This is a genomic window from Gemella sp. 27098_8_155 (assembly GCF_041433725.1).
Classification (GTDB): Bacteria; Bacillota; Bacilli; order Staphylococcales; family Gemellaceae; genus Gemella; species Gemella haemolysans_D.
In genome coordinates this window covers 1-22,742 of sequence record NZ_JAPWCA010000018.1, presented here as the reverse complement: position 1 = coordinate 22,742, position 22,742 = coordinate 1, and the positions used below count along the sequence as shown (strand labels likewise).

17 protein-coding genes are annotated in these 22,742 nt (G+C 31.8%); 16 read left to right on the top strand and 1 reads right to left on the bottom strand.

What is annotated here, in order from left to right:
- The first annotated feature begins 195 nt into the window (after positions 1–195).
- Together O5Y44_RS07475 and O5Y44_RS07470 are read left to right on the top strand one after the other, a co-directional pair.
- Complete coding sequence (locus O5Y44_RS07475) at positions 196–2,649, top strand: heavy metal translocating P-type ATPase (RefSeq protein WP_371465863.1); 2,454 nt, start codon at positions 196–198, stop codon at positions 2,647–2,649.
- A gap of 22 nt (positions 2,650–2,671) precedes the next feature.
- Entirely contained in the window at positions 2,672–2,866 is a 195-nt protein-coding gene (locus O5Y44_RS07470) for a heavy-metal-associated domain-containing protein (RefSeq protein WP_371465861.1), read from the top strand.
- 141 nt (positions 2,867–3,007) lie between these two features.
- On the opposite strand, the gene O5Y44_RS07465 is transcribed toward O5Y44_RS07470, so the two are convergent.
- Positions 3,008–3,844, bottom strand: coding sequence for a DegV family protein (locus O5Y44_RS07465; RefSeq protein WP_371465859.1), 837 nt, complete (start codon positions 3,842–3,844; stop codon positions 3,008–3,010).
- Between the two features lie 366 nt (positions 3,845–4,210).
- Between O5Y44_RS07465 and O5Y44_RS07460 the strand changes: the two genes are divergently transcribed.
- The 14 genes from O5Y44_RS07460 to O5Y44_RS07395 form a co-directional block, all read left to right on the top strand.
- Entirely contained in the window at positions 4,211–5,968 is a 1,758-nt protein-coding gene (locus O5Y44_RS07460) for a 1-deoxy-D-xylulose-5-phosphate synthase (protein ID WP_371465858.1), read from the top strand.
- Positions 5,969–6,281: 313 nt separating this feature from the next.
- Positions 6,282–8,192 carry a BglG family transcription antiterminator gene (locus tag O5Y44_RS07455; RefSeq protein ID WP_371465857.1) on the top strand — a complete coding sequence of 637 codons (1,911 nt, stop codon included), beginning with the start codon at positions 6,282–6,284 and terminating at the stop codon, positions 8,190–8,192.
- A 16-nt stretch (positions 8,193–8,208) separates the two neighbouring features.
- Entirely contained in the window at positions 8,209–8,649 is a 441-nt protein-coding gene (locus tag O5Y44_RS07450) for a transcriptional regulator GutM (RefSeq protein ID WP_371465856.1), read from the top strand.
- 19 nt (positions 8,650–8,668) lie between these two features.
- Complete coding sequence (gene srlA, locus O5Y44_RS07445) at positions 8,669–9,214, top strand: PTS glucitol/sorbitol transporter subunit IIC (RefSeq protein WP_371465855.1); 546 nt, start codon at positions 8,669–8,671, stop codon at positions 9,212–9,214.
- Between the two features lie 17 nt (positions 9,215–9,231).
- On the top strand, positions 9,232–10,233 hold the full coding sequence (gene srlE / locus O5Y44_RS07440; RefSeq protein ID WP_371465854.1) for a PTS glucitol/sorbitol transporter subunit IIB: 1,002 nt from the start codon (positions 9,232–9,234) through the stop codon (positions 10,231–10,233).
- Between the two features lie 97 nt (positions 10,234–10,330).
- Complete coding sequence (locus tag O5Y44_RS07435) at positions 10,331–10,687, top strand: PTS glucitol/sorbitol transporter subunit IIA (protein ID WP_048802809.1); 357 nt, start codon at positions 10,331–10,333, stop codon at positions 10,685–10,687.
- A gap of 17 nt (positions 10,688–10,704) precedes the next feature.
- Positions 10,705–11,502: an SDR family oxidoreductase gene (locus tag O5Y44_RS07430; protein ID WP_271988041.1), complete on the top strand. Its 798-nt coding sequence runs from the start codon at positions 10,705–10,707 to the stop codon at positions 11,500–11,502.
- A gap of 98 nt (positions 11,503–11,600) precedes the next feature.
- The gene (locus O5Y44_RS07425; protein WP_371465853.1) at positions 11,601–12,278 is read left to right on the top strand and encodes an HAD family hydrolase; all 678 of its coding nucleotides are present in this window, start codon (positions 11,601–11,603) and stop codon (positions 12,276–12,278) included.
- Entirely contained in the window at positions 12,259–12,930 is a 672-nt protein-coding gene (locus tag O5Y44_RS07420; protein WP_371465852.1) for a transaldolase family protein, read from the top strand. The genes O5Y44_RS07425 and O5Y44_RS07420 overlap by 20 nt, the downstream gene beginning before the upstream one ends.
- Before the next feature lie 41 nt (positions 12,931–12,971).
- Positions 12,972–13,118 (top strand): hypothetical protein, encoded by a 147-nt coding sequence (locus O5Y44_RS07415; RefSeq protein ID WP_271988045.1) that lies wholly within the window; start codon positions 12,972–12,974, stop codon positions 13,116–13,118.
- 101 nt (positions 13,119–13,219) lie between these two features.
- Positions 13,220–13,918, top strand: coding sequence for an HAD family hydrolase (locus tag O5Y44_RS07410; protein WP_371465851.1), 699 nt, complete (start codon positions 13,220–13,222; stop codon positions 13,916–13,918).
- Positions 13,919–14,031: 113 nt separating this feature from the next.
- Positions 14,032–15,027 carry a D-2-hydroxyacid dehydrogenase gene (locus O5Y44_RS07405; protein WP_371465850.1) on the top strand — a complete coding sequence of 332 codons (996 nt, stop codon included), beginning with the start codon at positions 14,032–14,034 and terminating at the stop codon, positions 15,025–15,027.
- Between the two features lie 393 nt (positions 15,028–15,420).
- Positions 15,421–18,894, top strand: coding sequence for a Rib/alpha-like domain-containing protein (locus O5Y44_RS07400; RefSeq protein WP_371465849.1), 3,474 nt, complete (start codon positions 15,421–15,423; stop codon positions 18,892–18,894).
- Positions 18,895–18,918: 24 nt separating this feature from the next.
- The coding region (locus O5Y44_RS07395) for a Rib/alpha-like domain-containing protein (RefSeq protein WP_371465848.1) at positions 18,919–22,742 on the top strand (3,824 nt) is incomplete at its 3' end.

The window sequence follows — 22,742 nt, the reverse complement described above, 5'->3', positions numbered from 1 at the left end:
GTTCGGGGGTGACTCGACAAAATCGATTTCTACGAAATCACGATTTTTGAGTCACTCCCTATATCATAATGATAGCTGTTATTGATTATTTAGAATATTGTTGACAATAATTTTAGATGGTAGTATACTTAATTTATAACTAAGACTACAATTGTAGACGAATAAGAATATTTAAAAGATAGGTGTGATTAATATATGGTAAAAAATGAAACATATTTAATTGAAGGGATGAGCTGTGCTTCTTGTGCAGCACATATTGAAGAGAGTTTAGAACAAGTTGATAATTTATCAGATGTCAATGTAAACTTTGCAACAAGTAAACTTACTCTTTCTAGAGGAGAAGGAATAGATAGAAATGAAGTAGAAAAGATTGTAGAAAAATTGGGGTATAAGCTTACTTATGTTTCTAGTATTGAAGAGAGAACTTTCATATTAGAAGGAATGAGTTGTGCAACGTGCGCGAAAAATATAGAAGATACGATTTCATCTTTAGATGGAACAGAAAAAGCCATTGTAAATTTCGCTACAGAGAAGATGGTAGTAAAATTCGATAAAGAAAAATTAAGTGTAGCTGAGATTGAGAGAAAAGTAGAAGAAGCGGGCTATAAAGCAAGATTAGAAATAGATAATTCGGTAGATGACCAAGCTGAGAAAAAACAACAAGAAATAGATGGTATTTGGAAAAGATTTATTTATTCGGCTATATTTGCAGTACCTGTGTTGTATATAGCGATGGCTGAGATGGTGGGATTACCTATGTTGGAAAGTTTAAGTCCAATGGGAAATCCAAAATTATTTTCAACTGTACAGTTTATTCTGGTGTTACCTGTTTTATATTTTGGTAGAAAATTCTTTAGTGTAGGAATTAGAGCTATTTTTAGAAGAAAACCTAATATGGATTCTTTAGTAGCGTTAGGAGCAGGGGCAGCATTCTTATATAGTGTTTATTCAACCGTATTGGTATATTTAGGTGATGAACATGCAGCTATGAATTTGTACTATGAATCTGCAGCGGTAATCTTAACATTGATTACACTAGGTAAATACTTTGAAGGAGTATCGAAAAGTCGTACTACAAATGCTATTAGTAAGTTGGTCGGATTGGTACCAAAAACTGCTAATTTAATTATAGATGGTGAAGAACATGTTGTAGCAGTAGATGAAATATCTACAGATGATATACTACTTGTTCGTCCTGGTGAAAAAGTACCTCTTGATGGAGTCGTGATTGAAGGTCGTTCGACTGTAGATGAATCGATGTTAACAGGTGAAAGTATCCCTGTAGAAAAAGACATAAATAGTAAGGTTGTTGGAGCTAGTATCAATAAAACAGGTGTTTTCAAAATGAAAGTTACTAAAGTTGGTAAAGATACTACTTTATCACAGATTATTAAACTTGTTGAAGATGCTCAGAATTCTAAAGCACCGATAGCAAAACTTGCTGATAAAATTTCAGGAGTATTTGTTCCTATTGTTATTGTTTTAGCACTAATAGCTGGAATTTTATGGTACTTTGTTGGAGATGCATCTTGGAGTTTTTCTCTAAAAATTATTATCGCAGTGCTTGTTATTGCTTGTCCTTGTGCCTTAGGTTTAGCTACACCGACAGCTATAATGGTAGGTACAGGTAAGGGAGCTGAACACGGTATTTTAATAAAAAGTTCAGAAGCTTTGCAGTTAGCTAAAGAAGTTGATACTGTTGTTTTTGATAAAACTGGAACATTGACAGAAGGTAAAATTTCAGTAACTAATATAGTAACATTTAATAATTTATCTGAAGAAGTTCTATTGCAACTTGCAGCGAGTGTAGAATATCTTTCAGAACACCCGTTAGGTCTAGCTATAGTAGATGAAGCTAAAAATAGAAATTTGGAACTAGTAGAAGTTAAAGATTTTAGTTCGTTAACAGGATTAGGTATTTCATCAAAAGTTGATGGAAAGTCAGTACTTATCGGTAATAAGAAATTAATGGTGGAAAATAATATTTCTACAAAAGATTCAGTTGAAAAAGCAGAGAAATTTGCTTCAGAAGGAAAAACACCATTATTCATAGCTGTAGACTCTGAACTAGCTGGAATCATAGCTGTTGCCGATCAAATAAAAGCAAGTAGTTTAGAAACTGTTGAAAAATTACATAGCTTAGGGTTAGAGGTAGTTATGTTGACTGGTGACAATAAAAAAACTGCTGAGGTAATTGCAGAACAATTATCAATAGATAAAGTAGTGAGTGAAGTTCTACCAGAAGATAAAGCGAATGAAATCAAAAAACTCCAAGTTCAAGGTAAAAAGGTAGCAATGGTCGGTGATGGTATTAATGATGCACCAGCACTAGTACAAGCAGAAGTCGGAATAGCGGTAGGAACAGGAACGGATGTAGCAATCGATGCGGCAGATATAGTGTTGATGAAACCTGACTTAAATTCTGTTGTTAATGCTATAGTTTTAAGTAAAAAAACTATAACAAATATTAAAGAAAATCTATTTTGGGCATTCTTCTATAATGTTATAGGTATTCCTTTTGCGATGGGAGTATTCTATATATTCGGAGGACCTTTATTAAATCCAATGCTAGCAGGTGCTGCAATGAGTTTTAGTTCTATATCAGTAGTATTAAATGCTTTAAGATTAAAAAGAGTAAAATTAAATTAATAAAAAGAAAGAAGGATTAATCATGAAAAAAGAATATAGTATCGAAGGTGTAAAATGTGGTGGTTGTGTCGCTGCAGTTAAAGAAAAATTATCAAAATTAGATAATGTTGATAATATAGAAGTTAATATTCAAGAAAAAACTGTCGTAGTTGAAGGAGAAGTATCAAAAGAAGATCTCCAAGCTGCGTTAGAAGGTACAAATTATAAAATAGATTAGCAAAAAGTGGGATTGATTCGACAAATTTGATTTTTTTGACATCGTGATTTGGAGTCATTCCTAATAAAGAAACACCTTAGGATTAGTTTTAATCTAATTCTAAGGTGCTTTTTTATGTAAAGGAGTGTATCTGTATTTTTATTATTTATCGTATTCTAAATATCCGATTGCTATTGCTTTAGGTCCTGCGTGAGATCCAATTACAGGTGATACGATTTCTGTTTCTACTTCGATTTCTCCGAAAGTTTTTTTAATCGAAGATAATGCTTTTTCTAATAATTCATCATTTGTATAAAGAACAAATAAGCTCTTTGGATTTTTTTCTTTTATTTCTTCACACATTTTTGAAAGAACTTTATTCATTCCTCTATGTTTTCCACTTACTGAAAGTAGACCATCTTTAATAGTTATAATAGGAAGAATATTTAGTAGGTTTGACAAAACGAACTGAGCTTTCGTAAGTCTCCCACCTGCGTATAAATATTGCATAGTTTCTACTGTTACTAGAACATTGTGTTGCTGTGAAAGTTCTGCATATCTTTTTTCTATATTTTCAAATGTTAAACTTCCTTCTTCGAATTCTTTGATAATCTTCTCGATTGCTATTCCTACCATTCTTGCTATTTGAAGAGTATCTATTATTTTAATTTCAATCCCATCAATAAGTTCTTTAGCTTGTACAAAAGAAGAGTATGTTCCTGATAATTTAGAAGAAACGCTGAAAGCAACGATACGCTCAACACCTTGTTGCTTTAATTCTTCATAGACACTTAGTATTTTACCTACAGCTGGTTGGCTTGTGCTAGGTTTTTGTCCGTTATGTATCCTCTCGTAAAATTCATCAGGAGTAATAGTTACGTTATCCTCAAAAATTTCGTTGTCAAGACGAACCTCTACTGGGATAACTGTAATTGGATTGTTATTCGCAAAATTTCTATTAATTTGTAATGCTGAATCGCACACAAAAGCTGTTTTCATAAATTTTAACCTCATGTTTTATTTTATATTCAAAATTATTGTAGCTTTACTACGTTTTTATATAATACACTAAAAATAAAATTTTTTCAAATAAAAAGTGAAATAAAAAATTCACTTTTATATATAGATAATGCATTAAAAGTTGAATAAAATAACCAGTTAAGGTTTTAATAATGTTGAAATTAATTTAGAAAGTTACATGCTTTATCTCTAATTATATTTATATTTGTTGATGGAGATATTTTATAGCTATTTAAAGAATGATAAAAAGTACTACTAAACTTATAATAAAAATGAATACTTAGGCTAGATTAATTTATGTTATAATGATATTAATACAAATAGATAGAAATAGGAGGGATAAATATGATTTTAGAAAATATTTCAGGACCCCAGGACCTTAAAAAATTAACAATAGAAGAATTACATACTCTGGTCGATGAAACAAGAACGGTATTATTAGAAAAAATTAGTTCTCACGGAGGTCACAGTGGACCAAATTTAGGAATGGTAGAGATGACTGTTGCCTTACATAATGTATTCGATTCACCTGTAGATAAGATAATTTTTGATGTATCGCATCAAACTTATATTCATAAAATGCTAACAGGACGCCAAAAAGCATTTATAGATCCAAAACATTATGATGATGTTTCTGGATATACGAATCCAAAAGAAAGTGAGCATGATCTTTTTACTATTGGACATACCTCAACCTCATTATCGTTAGCAAGTGGGATTTTACATGCTAGAGATTTAAAGAATGAAAAAAGTAATGTTGTAGCGATTATTGGAGATGGCGCGCTATCTGGTGGAATGGCTTATGAAGGATTGAATACAATAGCTACACTTGGAACTAATGCAATAATTATTATAAATGATAATGATCAGTCGATTGCTAAAAATCCTAAAGGCGGTATATATACTGCATTAGAAAGTTTACGTGAAACTAAGGGGCAGGCGACAAACAATATTTTTAAAGCCTTGGGATATGACTATCATTATTTAGAAGATGGTAATAACTTAGAGGAGCTAATTTCACTGTTTAAAGAAGTAAAAGATATAGATCATCCAGTAGTATTACATATTTATACAGAAAAAGGGAAAGGTTTTGAACCTGCAGAACGAAATCATGAGAAATTCCATGCAGGAGGGCCGTTTAGTTTAGAAACAGGGGAGTATATTAAAAAAGGTGCTGTTACTTCAACGTACAATGGGATTACTTCTGAGTATTTAACTAAGAAATTAAAAGAAGATCCACTAGCTGTCGTTATCAATGCAGGGACGCCAGGAATAGTATTTAATAGAAAGCTAAGAGAGCAATTGGAAAGCCAATTTGTAGATGTAGGTATTGCGGAAGAACAAGCTGTAACGATGACAACGGGACTAGCGAAAAATGGAGCAAAACCAGTGTGGGCTGTATTATCAACGTTCTTACAGAGAACATATGACCAGCTTTCTCATGATATGGCATTAAACAATCAAGCAGGGGTAGTATTAGTATACAGTGCTTCTATAAATTCAATGAATGATGAAAGTCACTTAGGATTTTTTGATATTCCACTTATATCACATATACCAAACTTCGTATACTTAGCTCCTACTAATAAAGAAGAGCACTTAGCGATGTTAGAATGGGCAATTAACCAAAATGAGCATCCAGTTGCTATACGTGTTCCTGTGGGTAGTGTAATAGAAACCGGGAAAGAAGATAAAACAGATTATTCTATTTTAAATAAAAATAAAGTAGAAAAATTTGGAGAGCAAGTTGCAATATTTGGAGTAGGTAATTTTTATAACTTAGCAGAGGAAGCTTCTGAAAAATTGAAATCAGAACATAATATAGAGGCAACATTAGTAAATCCAAGATTTTTAACTGGTTTGGATAAAGAATTACTAAACTCTTTAAAAGAAAATCATAAATTGGTTGTAACTATTGAAGATGGTATAGTAGAAGGTGGATACGGTCAAACTGTAGCGAGCTATTTAGGGAATACAGAATTGAGAGTACAAAACTATGGAATAGATAAAAAATTCTATGATAGATATAATGTAGAAGAATTAATGAAAGAAAATGGCTTAACTATAGAAAATATAGTTAAAAATATTATAGAGAGTCTGTAATTAAAGGAGCATCCCTATATTTTAGGGATGTTTTTTTAATAATTAAACCGTATAGTGTAGAAATTATGAAGGGGTTGCTCCAAAAGTCCTAAAATTTAACAAAGTTCATATGAGAACTCATAGACACAGTGGTTTATTGATATTTAATAAATTAATGCGATAAGTGGCTCGACAAAATCGATTTCTTCGAAATCATGATTTTTGAGTTAGTCCCTATTTTCTAGAGGATTAAAGCGTTTTTCTTTTTTAAAGAAAATAACTGTATTAATTATTTTAAATGATATTAGTATAATAAAAATAGGTGGTGAAGCAAATGGAGATTTTTAATTATGATAATAGAAGTTTGAGGTTACTGAACATCTTAGAGTCTAGTTTTTCAGTTCAAGATCAATATATATTGGATGTATTGAAGGTAAGTTCAAAAACTATTAGTAATGAGATAAAATCTTTAAATGAATTATTTGAAGATTGTGCATATATAGAGAATAAAAATTCAAACTATAATCTTTATATTACAAAGTTAGAAGAATATTTGAAAAGAAAAAGGTCTATTTATGAAGCAAATATAAATTTTGATTCTAGTAAAGTAAGGTTAGTCTATATTTTCAAAAGATTAGTTTCGTCTAGTGAGAGTACTTTGATAGATGACTTAGCTTTTGAAATGATAGTTAGTAGAACTACTTTAAATACAGATCTGAAAAAACTGAATGAAATAATAAACAGCTATAATCTTGTTATAAAGGGAAAACCAAACACAGGTATAAAAGTAGTTGGATTAGAAAAAGATATTCGAATTTTTATTTTGGAAAATATCTATAACTATGTATATAAAGAGGATATTTTCGATAAAGAAGATAATACGTTTTTTGATAAAGTATTTGAACAATACAAAATAGATAAACAGGCAAAAGGAGAATTTTTCCGATATCTAACATTATCGTTAGATAGATTCGCTAATGGATTTTATCTAGAATTTGGTGAAAATCAGTACAAAGAATTATTAAGTAATTATGCACAACCTTTTATTAAAGAGATAAGTGATTACATAAAAACTAAATATAATATAAGCTTATCTGTTGATGAAATAAAATTTCTGGCAATTTGCTTTGCTACAATGAGAGTTCCTACAAAAATAAATAAAATAAGAGAAAATCTAAAATATACTGAAGAGTATACAAAACTTGTTCAGGAAATTTTAGAAACAGTTGTTTACGAGTATGGACTTGAATTTGATACTTCGGATATAATTGAAGAATTTATCTATCACATATACTTCTTAATGGAACGATTAAAATACGGTGTTAGATATAGCAACAATATGAAAGAGAAAATTAAAGAACAATATCCGGTATCATATAAAATTGCTAAAACTGCCAGTAAAGTAATTAACAATAAGTATAACTATATAGTTTCAGAAGATGAAATTAGTTATCTAGCAATATATTTTGAAACGTTATTGAAGAAAATAAAAGTTCAATCTGAAAATCTAAGCATCTTGTTGATAACTAATTCAGGACCAGCATATAGCAAACTTATGATAAATGAAATAGAAAGTATAATAGTAAATTCACAAGTATCAGCATACACCACTTTTGAAACAGTTGATTATAGTAAATTTAATATTATAATTTCTACTGAAGATATAAAGTTTGAAACAGAAATGCCGGTTATTTATCAAAATGAAATTTTAGATAAGATGTACTTGAAAAAAGAAATTAATTTTCTACAATATGTTAATAAAATGAATAATCCTAGTATTCGAGGAATGGAATCAGTATTGCTAAGCTCGATGAGAGAAGAGACATTTTTCAAATGCGATAGCAAAAAAACATACTCTGAAAACATTGCTATTATGATAGCTGATTTGATAAATCAAGAATTAGTTGATAAAAGTTTTTTAGAAAGAATCAGAGAAAGAGAAAAAAAATCGTCTATGATTTTTGAGGAAAATGTAGCATTTCCACATACGATAAATAAACTGGGAGATGATTTAATAATTGCTCTAGGGGTAAGTGAAAATGGATTTAAAGATAATAAAGACTTGAAATTGATTTTTATGGCGTGTGTACCTGAAGGAGAAAACAATGGGTTGATTTTAGCTAAAACCTATGATGAATTAATCTCTATTATTAAGAACGAAAAACTGATTATAGATATATCAAAAATAGAAAATTATGACTCATTAGTGAATTACTTTATAAAGAATACTAATCTATATAGATAGTAGAATAGGAGGATGTATGAATTTAATAGTTTTAGGAATACTATTTATTTTAGCGTTTATTTTACAGTATGCTCTAACTTATGTTCAGTTAAATAGCTTTAAACGAAGTTACAGTAAACTTAGAAGAATAGGAAGAGTAGTAATAGGAAGAAAAAAAGGGGCTGCACGTGCAGGAGCTATCGTAATGTTGGCTATCGATAAAAATGATAAAGTTATTACTGGAGAAGCTATGCAAGGAGTAACAGTACTTGCTAGATTTAAAAAACTTGAATACTTTAATGGTCTTAAAGTAGGGACTATAAGTAGAGAGGATTGTAGAGCGATAAAATTATCATCGTCTTTAACTAGTGCAGTACTCGATGGAGTTGTTAATTATAAAACAATTTCTGCTGGTGGACAGATTGAAATGGAACGAAGTCCATTTGAGAAATTAGCAAAAAAATTAAAATTAAATTAAATATTATAAGGAGGACAATATGGATTATATTGTTAAAATAGCTTCAGGCTTTACAGGTTTATTTGACGAAGGTGCAAAAACTTTCGTAAGTTGGGTTGGAGGAATCGTACCTAAAGTACTGTTACTTCTTGTTTTTATGAACGCCTTAGTTGCTTTTATTGGACCGCATAGAGTAGAGAAATTTGCTAAAGTGTGTTCTAAAAATGTGATTTTAGCTTATGGGATTTTACCTTTTATTTCGGCGTTTATGTTAGCGAATCCGATGGCATTGTCTATGGGGAAATTCTTACCAGAACGTATGAAACCTAGTTATTATGCATCAGCATCGTATCACTGTCATACAAATAGTGGTATATTCCCACATATCAATGTCGGAGAAATTTTTATTTACTTAGGTATTGCAAATGGTATTACTCAATTAGGATTAGATGTTACACCACTAGCGATTAGATATCTTCTTGTAGGATTAGTAATGAATTTCTTTGCTGGATGGGTTACAGATTTTACAACAAAAATTGTTATGAAACAACAAAAAATAGAATTAAGTAATGAGTTAAAAGCATAAGATAAGGAGAATTAATTATGACTTATGGAACAATAAAAATAGAAAAAGGTAGCGGTGGTTTTGGTGGACCTTTAGTAATTACTCCAAAACCAGGGAAAGATAAAATTTTATATATTACAGGAGGAGGAGCAGAGCCTGAAATCGTAGAAAAGATTGTAAAATTAACAGGAGCTACTGCAGTAAATGGATTTAAAACATCAGTGCCAGATGAAGAAATTTTCTTAGCAATTATTGACTGCGGCGGAACATTACGTTGCGGTATTTACCCACAAAAAAGAATTCCAACAGTTAACATTATGCCGGTAGGACCAAGTGGACCACTTGCAAAGTTTATTAAAGAAGATATCTATGTTTCTGCAGTAGGATTAGATCAAATCTCTTCAGCTGAAGGTAGCGAAGAAGTAGTAGTTGAGAAAATTCAAGAAGAGCCAAAACGTGAATTTAAATACAGTGCAGATAAAAAAGTTTCTCAAAGTTTAGCGGAAAATTCAAAATCATCTGTTATTCAGAAAATTGGTATGGGTGCTGGTAAAGTAGTTCACACACTATATCAAGCTGCAAGAGATGCGGTTCAATCGATGATAACAACAATTTTACCATTTATGGCATTTGTTGCGATGTTAATAGGGGTTATCCAAGGATCAGGATTTGGTAACTGGTTTGCTAAATTATTAACTCCGCTAGCAGGGAACATCTTTGGATTAGTAGCTTTAGGATTTGTATGTTCTATTCCATTATTATCAGCGTTACTTGGCCCTGGTGCAGTAATTGCACAAATTATCGGTACATTAATTGGGGTTGAAATCGGAAAAGGAACTATTCCTCCACAATTAGCATTACCTGCATTATTCGCAATCAACACACAATGTGCTTGTGACTTTATCCCAGTTGGTTTAGGTCTTGCAGAAGCTGAACCAGAAACAGTAGAAGTGGGGGTAGTGTCAGTACTTTACTCAAGATTTATTATTGGGGTACCAAGGGTTATCGTAGCTTGGTTAGCAAGCTTTGGAATGTACTAATTATATATATTTAATAGGAAGCGGTTATCGCTTCCTACATAAACGACAAAGTCGGCCGTAAAAAATGAAATAAAAGATTAATAAAGGAAGAATGAGTATGATAATTTATGAAAATACAGTAAAAAGTAAAGGTAGTCTTGTAGGTGAATTTGGGGATGGTATGTTTATCCTTTTTGGAGATAATGCACCCGATATGTTAAAAGATTATTGCTATGGAGTTGATGTAGTACCTACTAATGAAACTATAGAAGTTGGTCAAACGTTAATGGTAGATGAAGAAGAATTTGAAATTCTTGGTGTTGGTGATGTAGCAGAGAAAAATTTAGTAGATTTAGGGCACTTAACAGTTCATTTTTCAGGAGATTTAGATAGTTTGCTTCCCGGTGCAATTGTGGTAGAAAACAAAAGTTGTCCTAAGATTGATATAAATACAAAAATTACAATAAAAAAATAATGTAAGGAGAAAAAATCATGAGTTGGTTAAATTTAGAAGGAAAAACAGTAGTAGTAACAGGTGGAGCATCAGGAATTGGTGCGGCGGTAGTTGATGAGTTCTTAAATCAAGGATGTAATGTTGTAGTAAGTGACCTTACAGAAAAAGAATCTGATAACGATAAATTGCTATATGTAAAATGTGATGTTACTAATAGAAGTAATGTTAAAGAAGTTGTGGCTAAAACTGTAGAAAAATTTGGAACAATTGATATTCTCGTAAATAATGCAGGGATTAATATTCCTCGTTTATTAGTGGATAAAAATGCCCCTGAAGGAAAATATGAGTTTAGTGACGAAGTATATGATAAGATTATGGATATTAATGTAAAAGGTTTATTTATTTTCTCTCAAGAAGTTGGACGTATACTAGTTGCTAAAGGTAGTGGTGTAATAGTAAATATGTCTTCAGAATCTGGATTAGAAGGATCAGAAGGACAAAGTATTTATGCAGCAAGTAAAAATGCTGTAAACTCACTTACACGTTCTTGGGCAAAAGAACTAGGTAAATTAGGAGTTAGAGTAGTAGGTGTAGCTCCAGGTATATTAGAAGCGACTGGACTTAGAACATTAGCTTACGAAGAAGCGTTAGCCTACACTCGTGGAGTAACAGTAGAACAAATTCGTGCGGGGTATACAAGTACAAAAACGACCCCACTAGGAAGAGATGGAAAATTATCAGAAGTTGCGGATTTAGTTGCATATATTGCAAGTGATAGAGCAAGTTATGTTCATGGTGTTACGTATAATGTAGCGGGTGGAAAAACAAGAGGTTAATAGATGAAATAGGGGAGATTCCCCTATTTTTTGTAATTTGTGATTTTTTATTATTTCTATTATAATGATTGTAAAGAACAAAAAATGAGGTTGATAATATGAATATAAAAGCTGTGTTATTTGATATGGATGGACTAATGGTTGATACGGAAAGCTTAGCAACTGAAGCATTTATTCATAGTGCCAAAAAGCAAGGATATGATATGACAAAAGAAGAAACACTTTTGGTATTGGGATTTACTACGAAAAGTATTTATGAGTTTTGGGAGAATTATTTCAAAAATTCTGATGTTAGTGGAAAACAACTAGTAGATGATCATTATAAATATATAGAAAATATTTTATTTACTACAGGGCCAAGGAAAATGCCATATATCGAAGAGTTATTAAAATATTTGAAAGAAAGTAATTATAAAGTTGCTGTTGCTTCTTCATCAAATATGGATCATATAATTAACAATATGGAAAAAACAGGATTGAAGAAATATATAGATGAGTTTGCTAGTGGAGCTGAGGTTGAAAATGGTAAGCCAGCACCAGATATATTCTTATTGGCTGCAGAACGTCTAGGAGTTAAACCAGAAAACTGTTTAGTTTTAGAAGATTCAAAAGCTGGAGTAATAGCGGGGAGTTCTGCAGGAGCTAAAGTTATTATGGTTCCTGATATGTTTAGTCCAGATGAAGAGTGTAAAGGAAGAACTTATAGAATTGTTGGGAATCTAGGAGAGGTTATAAGTGTTTTAGAGGAGAAAAATAATGAAAATTTTAATAGATAGTGCAGATGTAGAAAAAATTAAAGAAATATCAAAATATAGAGAGATAACAGGGATAACGACTAATCCAACAATATTATCAAAAGTAGAAGGGGATATTAAAAATATTTTAAAAGAATTAAAGGAATTTACTTATGGCAAATATGAAATTCATATACAAACAACAGAAAGTGAAGTTGAAGGAATATTAAGTGAAGCAAGAGTACTACGAAAGTTTTTTGGAGAAACATTTTATATAAAAATTCCTGTAACAAAGGCTGGTTTAGAAGCTATTAAACTTTGTTCAAGAGAAGGGATTAAGGTCACTGCTACAGCAATTCTAAGTCCTATGCAAGCATTGGCAGCAGCTATGAATGGAGCAAGTTATGTAGCGCCGTATGTAAATAGAATGGAAAATGTCGGGCAAGACGCAACAGAAACAATTTCTGTAATAAGTGATTTATTAATAGATTATCCTACAGAGATTTTGGCTGCAAGTTTTAAAAATATAAAACAGATTCAAGAAGTCTTGCTTCAAGGAGCTGAAGCGGCAACTATATCTCCTGAATTAATAGAAACAAGCGTTTGGCATCCTTATACAGATAAGTCTGTTATAGATTTTGGAATTGATTGGAAAAATAAGTTTGGTGATAAAAAAATTATTGATATGATATAATAATTAATAAGAATAAAATATGTTTTAAATTGGAGATTAGTATGGATAACATAAATAATGTAGAAGAAATGACAGATAAACAGTTTATGGAGTATAAAGAAACTCTTCTAAAGTTAGTTTTAGAAAAGCTAGAGAGTAGTGAGACTCTAGAAGAAGCAAAAAATAAAATAGAAAAGTTAATAAAATAATGTTTAAAATCAACTCAATGAATAACTAAAAATACTAAGTTATTAAGCTTAGTAGTGGAGTTATAATAATATTGAGTTGATTTTAATATAAGGAGAATAAAATGATTGGTCTTGTTTTTGATGTTGATGATACTTTATATGAACAGATAGTTCCATTTGAAAATGCGTTTAGGAGTTTGTTCGATATAGATATTGATATGGAGAAATTTTATCTTTTGAGTAGATATTATAGTGATGTGAAATTTGAAGCTTCTAGAAATGGTGAGATGACTATGGATGAGTATCATATTTATCGAATCCAAGAAGCAGCAAAAGATTTAGGTATATACCTAGCAGATGAACAGGCCCTTAGTATGCAAAAGGAATATAAGAAAAATCAACAAAAACTAAAAATCTCTGATACAACGATAAGTATTTTAGAACTAGCTAAAAAGAATAATGTGAAGTTAGGAGTAATAACTAATGGTCCTAGCGAGCATCAATGGGCGAAAGTAGATGCTTTAGGTGTTGAAAAATGGATTCCTAGAGAAAATATTATTGTTTCAGGTGATTTAGGAATAAACAAGCCTGATAAAAGAATTTTTGAAGTCATGCAGGAAAAGTTACAACTAGGAGTTGAATCTTTATATTACATTGGTGATTCTTTAGAAAATGATATAGTTGGAGCAAATAATGCAGGATGGAAATCGATTTGGATAAATCGTTACAATAAAGAATATCTGCCAGGTACTGAAATCTATAAAGAAGTTCAAAACAATTATGAATTGTTTGAAATTATTAAAGAAATAATTGAAAAATAAGACAAAAGTATTTTAGGATACAGTTTTTTATGGTAAAATTAATTATATATATTCAATAAAATATTTATTTTAGATATTGAATAATAATAGTCTTGTATACAGGAGGAAAAGATATGAAATTAGTATTTTTTAATTTAAGAGAAGATGAAAAGAGTGCTTTAGAAAGTTGGAGAAATGCTCATCCTGAAGTTGAAATTGACGTTTATACAGAAGAACTTTCATCTGCTAATAAACACTTATTAGAAGGGAAGCAAGGTGTAGTTTTAGCGCAAAATAAACCTTTTGAGAGCGATGTATATGAATATGCTCACGAACAAGGTATTAAAGTCTTTGCGACTCGTTCTGCAGGATTTGATATTTATGATTTAGAGTTAATGAATAAATATGGTATTAAAATGACAAACGTACCGTCATATTCACCTAATGCAATTGCTGAGCATGTACTTACAACAGCACTTAGAATTAGTAGAAACACTAACAAAATCCAACGTAATTTAGAAAGACATAATTTCTCTTGGAATCCAGGGATTTTATCTCGTGAACTTAGAACTTTAACAGTAGGAGTTATCGGTACTGGAAGAATCGGGACTCAAGCTGCTAGATTATTTAATGGTTTAGGATCTAAAGTTCTAGGATATGATGTTTATCAAAATGAAGCGGCAAAAGAAGTTTTAACTTATGTTGAGAATTTGGATGATTTAATTGCAAATTCTGATGTAATAACTATTCATATGCCAGCTATTAAAGAATATAACCACATGGTGAATGATGAGTTTATCTCTAAAATGAAAGATAACTCGATTTTATTAAATGCTGCTCGTGGTATGCTAGTTGATACTAAAGCTGTGTTACGTGCTTTAGATAGTGGAAAACTTCTTGGAGCAGGATTAGATGTATATGAAAATGAAAGCAAATATGTTCCTAAAAACTTTGAAGGAAAAGAATTCGATGATGAATTATTACAAACTCTAATTGATCGCGATGATGTAATTTACACACCACATACAGCATTTTATACAGAAACTGCAATTCAGAACCTTGTAGATGGTGGACTAGAAGCGGCTGTAGATGTAATTTCTACTGGTACATCAGCGAATGCTGTAAATTAATTTAATAACTGATATTATAAAGACTTAGTTTTGTTAAATGCAAAAGTAAGTCTTTTTGTGTTGTTAAATATATAAAGTTGTATTATAACTGTAGAAGAGAGAGTAAGAGGTGATTATTTTGATAATACATCTTGAAAAAATTATTTTTAATACGTTGAATATTTATTGTTATATTTCTTTATTTAAGAATTGTATTTATTTGTTTTTTTTGTTTAAAATATATATGGCTAATTCAATAAATACTTGAAAATAGATTATGCTTTTAAATGTTTCAATTTAATGACAATAACGTATTCTATATATGAAAGTATTGAATATCTAAAGGATTAGAGATATAATATAATGTATATTAATAATATCGTAAATATAAGAATAAAATGAAGGAGAAAAGAGATGTTATTTAATCGACAAGGGCTACAACAAAAAAATTGGAGAATGGTCAAAAAAGGAAAACACATACTTTTTGGTTGTTCGTTATTCTTTGTTGTTGGGGGTGTAAGTGTTAATGGCCCGCAAGTGACATATGCAAGTGAGATTAATAGCTCAGAATTATCTGTTAAGCAAGATAATATAAGTAACAAAAATACGGCAGTTAGCACTTCGGAATTAAACAATGAGAAACAAACGAAAAGTTTAAACAACACAACATTAGAAAAAAATACTTTAAGCGAAAGCAAAGAGGAAATTATCCCGAAAAAGGAAGCTAATAAGGAAGAGCTAAAGAATTTAGTTGATAAGATTAAGAAAGCAGACATCAGTGGAAAAACTGAAAAATCTGTAAAAGAACTTAATCTTGTTTTGTCACGTGCAGAAAAAGTACTAGATAACAAAGAAGTAATTCAAGAAGAAATTGATAATGAAATAAAAACTCTTAAAGAAGTTTTTGAAAAATTAGAAGATAAACCTAGGGAAGATAAGAAATCAGAAGTTAAAGAAAAAGTTGAATCTAAAAAAGATGAAAAAGTAAATTCTGAGAAAGATACTAAAGAAAAACAACAAGTTAATAATGCAGAAGATGTTGCTAGAAGACATAATGAAAAAATAACTAAAGCAACTAATATTGTAAAAGAAATTAATAGCTTAGCTAGTGAAATAAATTATGAATTTAGTGATTTAGAAAAAGAACTAGTTAACACTATTGAGAAACTTCCAACTACTGATAATAATAGTGAAGAAAGTATTCAAAAACTATTAAATGAAGCAATTTATCTTCGAAATAGAGTAGCTAATAGGGTTACTCGTGCTAATTCAGGAAGACGCGACCCACGAAATGGAAAAGTTATTGACAAAAATGGAGAGAGTCGGTTTAGAGGAGTAGTCTATACCCATAAAGAAAACAGAAGAAATGGTAATCTTATAGAAAATGGAAGTACAGCTGTTTACTACAATTCAGATGAAATTTGGAGTTTAGTTGAAATAAAAGGTGAAAGAGTAGGAAATGAGAGAAAGTTCACTACATATGTTCGTGGAAGAATAGTAGAAGATGTAACACCGTATTATATAGTAACTGTTGGTTTTACGGGTAATTCTCCGATTAAAGGTTTAAAAATGCAAGTTGCCTATTGGGACAAGCAGGCAGGGAAGGCAAAAGGACGTGAAATAGAGCAGGGAAGAACTGAAATAAATAATCCTATAACTAATGCTGCTATTAGAGGGGTTGTAGGAGAAGGTGCAATAGTTCAACCTGGTAGATATGAAGTTCATATTGCATCTAATACAAGGGTAGCCCCAAATCAGTTAAAACCTTATACATTTACCTTTATTATTAAACCGCAAAGTGAGCGTAATACAGTAAAGGATTTATCACAGACATATGTAGACGATGTTCGTCATTTAACTGAAAATGAAAAAACAGCTTTAATTGAAAAATTTAAAACAGAACATCCCGATGTTATGAAACCTTCAGGCCATAAAAGTGACTTTGATCATGCTGAAGTTTCAGCGGATGGTGCAACAATGACAATCCACTTTAAAGATGGGTTTAATCCTAAAACTATTCAAACAAATGCGACAAATGATGTGGAAGCAAAACATTCAAGTTTAACAGCTTATTTTGGTGACAATAAAGAGTTATATACAAATCCAAGACAATTAGTACGTTCTAAAACTGGAAATGAAGTACCATCGACAGCTCAAGTAACTTATAAAACACCATTTAATTTGCAACAAGTTGGAACAAGAAACGTTGTAGTAACAACAACTTATGAAAATGGAGTAACAAAAGATATAACAACTCCTTATACAGTTTTAGACTTTATAGGAAAACAAGATAAGAAAATTAACCAGAATCAATCTGGTCAACTAGGAGATGCAAGAAATTATATTACTGTTTCGGATAATTCAGCACTTCCAAGTGAATTTACTGTTCGTTGGAAAGGTGGTTCATCGACTGTAGATACTTCTGCAGCAGGTGTACAACATAAAGAAATTGAAATTCTTCGTGGTAATCATTTGATGAAAACTGTAAGAATCCCGGTAGAAATAGTGGACAATATTAATCCAACTATCACAGCACCAGATTCAGTATTATTAACAAGATTAGAAGGATTGCCAAGTGAGATAAATATTTCTGCACAGGATAATAATAAAGGAGTAGGGCTTAAAGATGGAAACCCTATAACGGTTGAAAATCTGCCAAATCCGTTATTTTATAATCCAAAAACATCGAAAATAGAGATTAATGGAGTTATACCGAATAATTTCCAAAATGGTAAATCTAGTATTCAAGTAACTGTTAAAGCAGTGGATAGAAAAGGGAATACTGCGACTAAAAATATTACCTTTAATATTCAATCTCAAACGCAAAAATACACAGCAGTTGCTAATCCTAAAATACAAGAAGTAAGCCATGCTCAAACACCTGATCCAGGTACAAGTATAAGTACAACAGGTTTACCGGCTAATACTCAGTATAAATGGGAAAGAAAACCTGATATAAATACTCCGGGGAATAAAGATGGAGTTGTGAAGGTTACTTATCCAGATGGCTCAACAGATATTGTAAATGTAACTGTAAAGGTGCGTAAGTTAAGTGATGAACATGAACCAACAGGGACTAAAATAGTTAAAAATCAGAATGATTCAGTATCAAATAATGATTTGAAAGCTGCGGTAACAATCAATAACAATGGTAACAGTAAAGTGAAATCTGTTACTTCTCTCGGAAATATAAGTACGACAAATGCAAGGATACAAACTATAAATGCGACTGTAACTTATCTTGATGGTACGACAGATCCTGTAACGATTCCACTGGAAGTAAAAGACATTACAGCACCGACGATTCAAACACCAACAGACAGACAAAATTGGGATTTAATCGCATTAGACAGAATATTACCATCAATAAAATTAACATCTGAAGATAATACTGGTGGAACTGGAATTAAATCAACAACAGTAACTGGATTACCAGATTTCTTAGTTTATGACAATGCAACTAAGACAATTAAGTTTAAAAATGGTGTTCAAGAGGTAACGAAACTACCTGATGGACAAGATAGTAAAACGTATAATGTTAATATCCAAGTAACGGATAATTCGAATAATTCTAGTCGAAGACAAGTAACAATTACTGTTAAATCGATGACGACTAAATACAGTGCAACAGCTAACCCACAAAAACAAACTGTAAGTTATGGTCAAACACCGAACGCAGAAACTAGTATTAATAAAAATGGATTACCTACAGGGACAACATACACTTGGAGAACTATTCCTAACACAACTACTGGTCCTGGACAAAAGGCTGGAGTAGTAATTGTTACGTATCCAGATGGGTCTACAGATTTGGTTGATGTAACTGTGGATGTGCGCAAACTAAGTGACGAATATGAACCAACAGGTACTAAAATAGTCAAAAATTAAAATGCTACTGTAACAAATGATGATTTGAAAGCAGCTGTAACAATCAGTAACAATGGTAATAGTAAAGTGAAATCTGTTACTCCTGTTGGAAATATCAGTACTACAAATGCAGGAACACAAACTATAAATGCGACTGTAACATACCTTGATGGTACGACAGACTCTGTAACGATTCCGCTGGAAGTAAAAGACGTCATAGCTCCGACAATACAAACACCAACAGAAGGACAACTATGGGAAATAACATCATTAGATAAAACATTACCTCCGATTAGAGTTGAAACTTCTGATAATTCTGGAGGAAGTGGAGTAAAAAGTATCGTTCCAATCAATTTACCAAGTTTCTTGAAATTTGACAAAGCAACAAATAGTATTGTTTTCCAAGATGGAGTTAGAGAGGTTCCAAAATTATCTGGAATTAATCGTACTACAAAAACTGTAACATTACGCGTGGAAGATAATGCTGGAAATAGTAGTGAAAGAACATTTCAAATAAGACAAATATCTATGGCTGAAAAATATAATCCGCAAGCCAATGAAACTATTCAAGAAGTTAGTCATGGAGAAATGCCTAATCCGAAAATAAGTGTAAATACAGCAGGATTACCAGCTGGTGTACAATATACATGGAAATCAACACCAGACACAAGTAAACCTGGAGATAAAACAGGTATAGTAACAGTTACTTATCCGGATGATTCAATAGATGAAGTAGCTGTGACTGTAAAAGTTCGTAAGTTAAGTGATGAATATGAACCAACAGGTGATAAAATAGTCAAAAATCAAAATGAATCAGTATCAAATGATGAACTAAAAGCAGCAGTGACAATTAGTAACAATGGTGCTAGTAAGGTGAAGTCTGTAACACCTGTAAATGAAATTAGTACTACAGAATTTGGTGATAAAACAATTAATGCAACTGTAACGTATCTTGATGATACAACAGATACGGTAACAATCCCTCTTGAAGTCAAAGACGTGACTCCACCTACTATTCAAGCTCCAACAGAAAATACAAACTGGGAAATGACGGCATTAGATAAAACTTTACCAAATATGGAAGTAAGCGCAGAAGATAATGCGAACGGAAGTGGAGTGAAAACAGTAAGTGTAGAAGGACTTCCTGATTACTTAGAATACGATAGTACAACTAACTCAATTAAATTCAAAGCAGGGAAACAAGAAGTAGAAAAACTACCAGAAAATACTCCAAGTAAAGAATTTAATTTGAACATTCATGTAGAAGATAATGCAGGAAATGTTAGTGAAAGATCTGCAAAAATTACAGTATCTTCAATAAGCACGAAGACTAATCCACAACCAGAAGATCAAACGGTAAACTACGGACAAGTACCAAATCCAGAAGATAGTGTAAATAAACAAGGATTACCAGATGGAACAACGGTGACATGGAAAACACCGCCGGTAGTTAATACACCAGGTTCAACAACTGGAGAAGTGGAAATTACATATCCAGATGGATCGAAAGATGTAATTACAGTGAATGTAACTGTAAGAAAAGTAAGCGAAGAATTTACAGCGACTGGAACACGAATCGAAGTAAATCAAAATGAAGAAGTAACATCTGATATGTTAAAAGGAGCAGTTAAAGCGACTAATGCACAAGGCGAAAATGGTAATGCGAAAATCGCAAAAGTAGAATCAAAATCACCAATTAATACAGTGGCATATGGTGATCAAACTATACAAGCAACAGTAACATATATTGATGGTTCAAAACAAGATGTTACGATTCAATTGAAGGTAAAAGACGTAACAAAACCAACAATCCAAGCACCAACAAACGGACAAAATTGGGACTTAATCGCAGTAGAAGGACAAGATCCAAATATAGCCGTAACAAGCGAGGATAACGCAGGAGGAAGTGGAGTTAAGTCAACGACTGTGACAAATCTACCAGATTTCTTGGCATATGATGAAGCAACTAAGACAATTAAGTTTAAAACTGGAGTAATTCAAGTACCAAGTTTATCAGAAGGAACAGATGTACAGGTACACAATGTAACAATAACGGTAACAGATAACGCAGGGAATGAAACAACAACAAATGTTACAATCACTGTGAAATCAATGACTACAAAATATGAAGCAACTCCAAATGAACAAAAACAAACAGTAAGTTATGGAGCAACTCCAGATGCAGCAACAAGTGTAGATAAAACGAACTTACCAGAAGGAACAAGTTACGCTTGGAAGACAATGCCGGATACAAACACACCAGGTGAGAAAGACGGAGTAGTAGAAGTAACGTATAAAGATGGTTCAAAAGACATAGTAAATGTAAAAATCAACGTAAATAAACTTAGTGATGAGTACAACGTAATTGGAGCACAAATTGAAGTAAACCAAAACACTCCAGTAACAAATGATGACTTAAAAGCAAAAGTAACAGCGATATCAAAAGTAGGAAACGTAAGTGGAACTGATAAGATTTCAACAGTAGTAGCTAAATCATCAATCAGTACAGCTAACTATGGAGATCAAAATATTACTGCGATAGTAACATTTAAAGATGGAACAACGAAAGAAGTAACAATTCCGTTAAAAGTCAAAGACGTGATTCCACCTACTATTCAAGCTCCAACAGAAAATACAAACTGGGAAATGACGGCATTAGATAAAACTTTACCAAATATGGAAGTAAGGGCAGAAGATAATGCGAACGGAAGTGGAGTGAAAACAGTAAGTGTAGAAGGACTTCCTGATTACTTAGAATACGATAGTGCAACTAACTCAATTAAATTCAAAGCAGGAAAACAAGAAGTAGAAAAATTACCAGAAAATACTCCAAGTAAAGAATTTAATTTGAATATTCGTGTGGAAGATATTGCAGGAAATGTAAGCGAAAGAACTGCAAAAATTGTAGTATCTTCAATAAGTACGAAGACTAATCCACAACCAGAAGATCAAACGGTAAACTACGGACAAGTACCAAATCCAGAAGATAGTGTAAATAAACAAGGGTTACCAGATGGGACAACTGTGACATGGAAAACACCGCCAGTAGTTAATACACCAGGTTCAACAACTGGAGAAGTGGAAATTACATATCCAGATGGATCGAAAGATGTAGTTACAGTAAATGTAACTGTAAGAAAAGTAAGCGAAGAATTTACAGCGACTGGAACACAAATCGAAGTAAATCAAAATGAAGAAGTAACATCTGATATGTTAAAAGGAGCAGTTAATGCGACTAATGCACAAGGTGAAAATGGTAATGCGAAAATCGCAAAAGTAGAATCAAAATCACCAATCAATACAGCAACATATGGGAATCAAACTATACAAGCAAAAGTAACATATATTGATGGTTCAGAACAAGACGTTACGATTCCGTTAAACGTCAAAGATGTGACAGATCCGACAATTTTAACGCCAGAAGAAAATAAAAACTGGGAAATAACGGCATTAGATAAAACTTTACCTGTGATGAAGATTAAAGCAGAAGACAATACAAATGGAAGTGGAATTGCTACGATTGAAGTAAGAAATCTACCTGAATTCTTAACTTTTGATGAATCTACTGGAACAATTGTTTTCAAGGAGGGTGTACAAGAAGTACCGAAAATTAAATCCGACAATACGATGTATGGTGTAACTATAATCGCAAGAGATAAAGCTGGAAATTCTACATCAATGCTAGTAAATATTACAGTTTGGTCTATGCGAGGAAAATATGATCCACAACCAAAACCGCAAACAGTGGATAATGGAACAGTACCAAACGCAGAAGCCAGTGTAGACAAAACAGGCTTACCAAGTGGAACTACAATCACATGGAAGACAACTCCAGATGTAAGTACACCAGGAAGTCATCCAACAGTAGC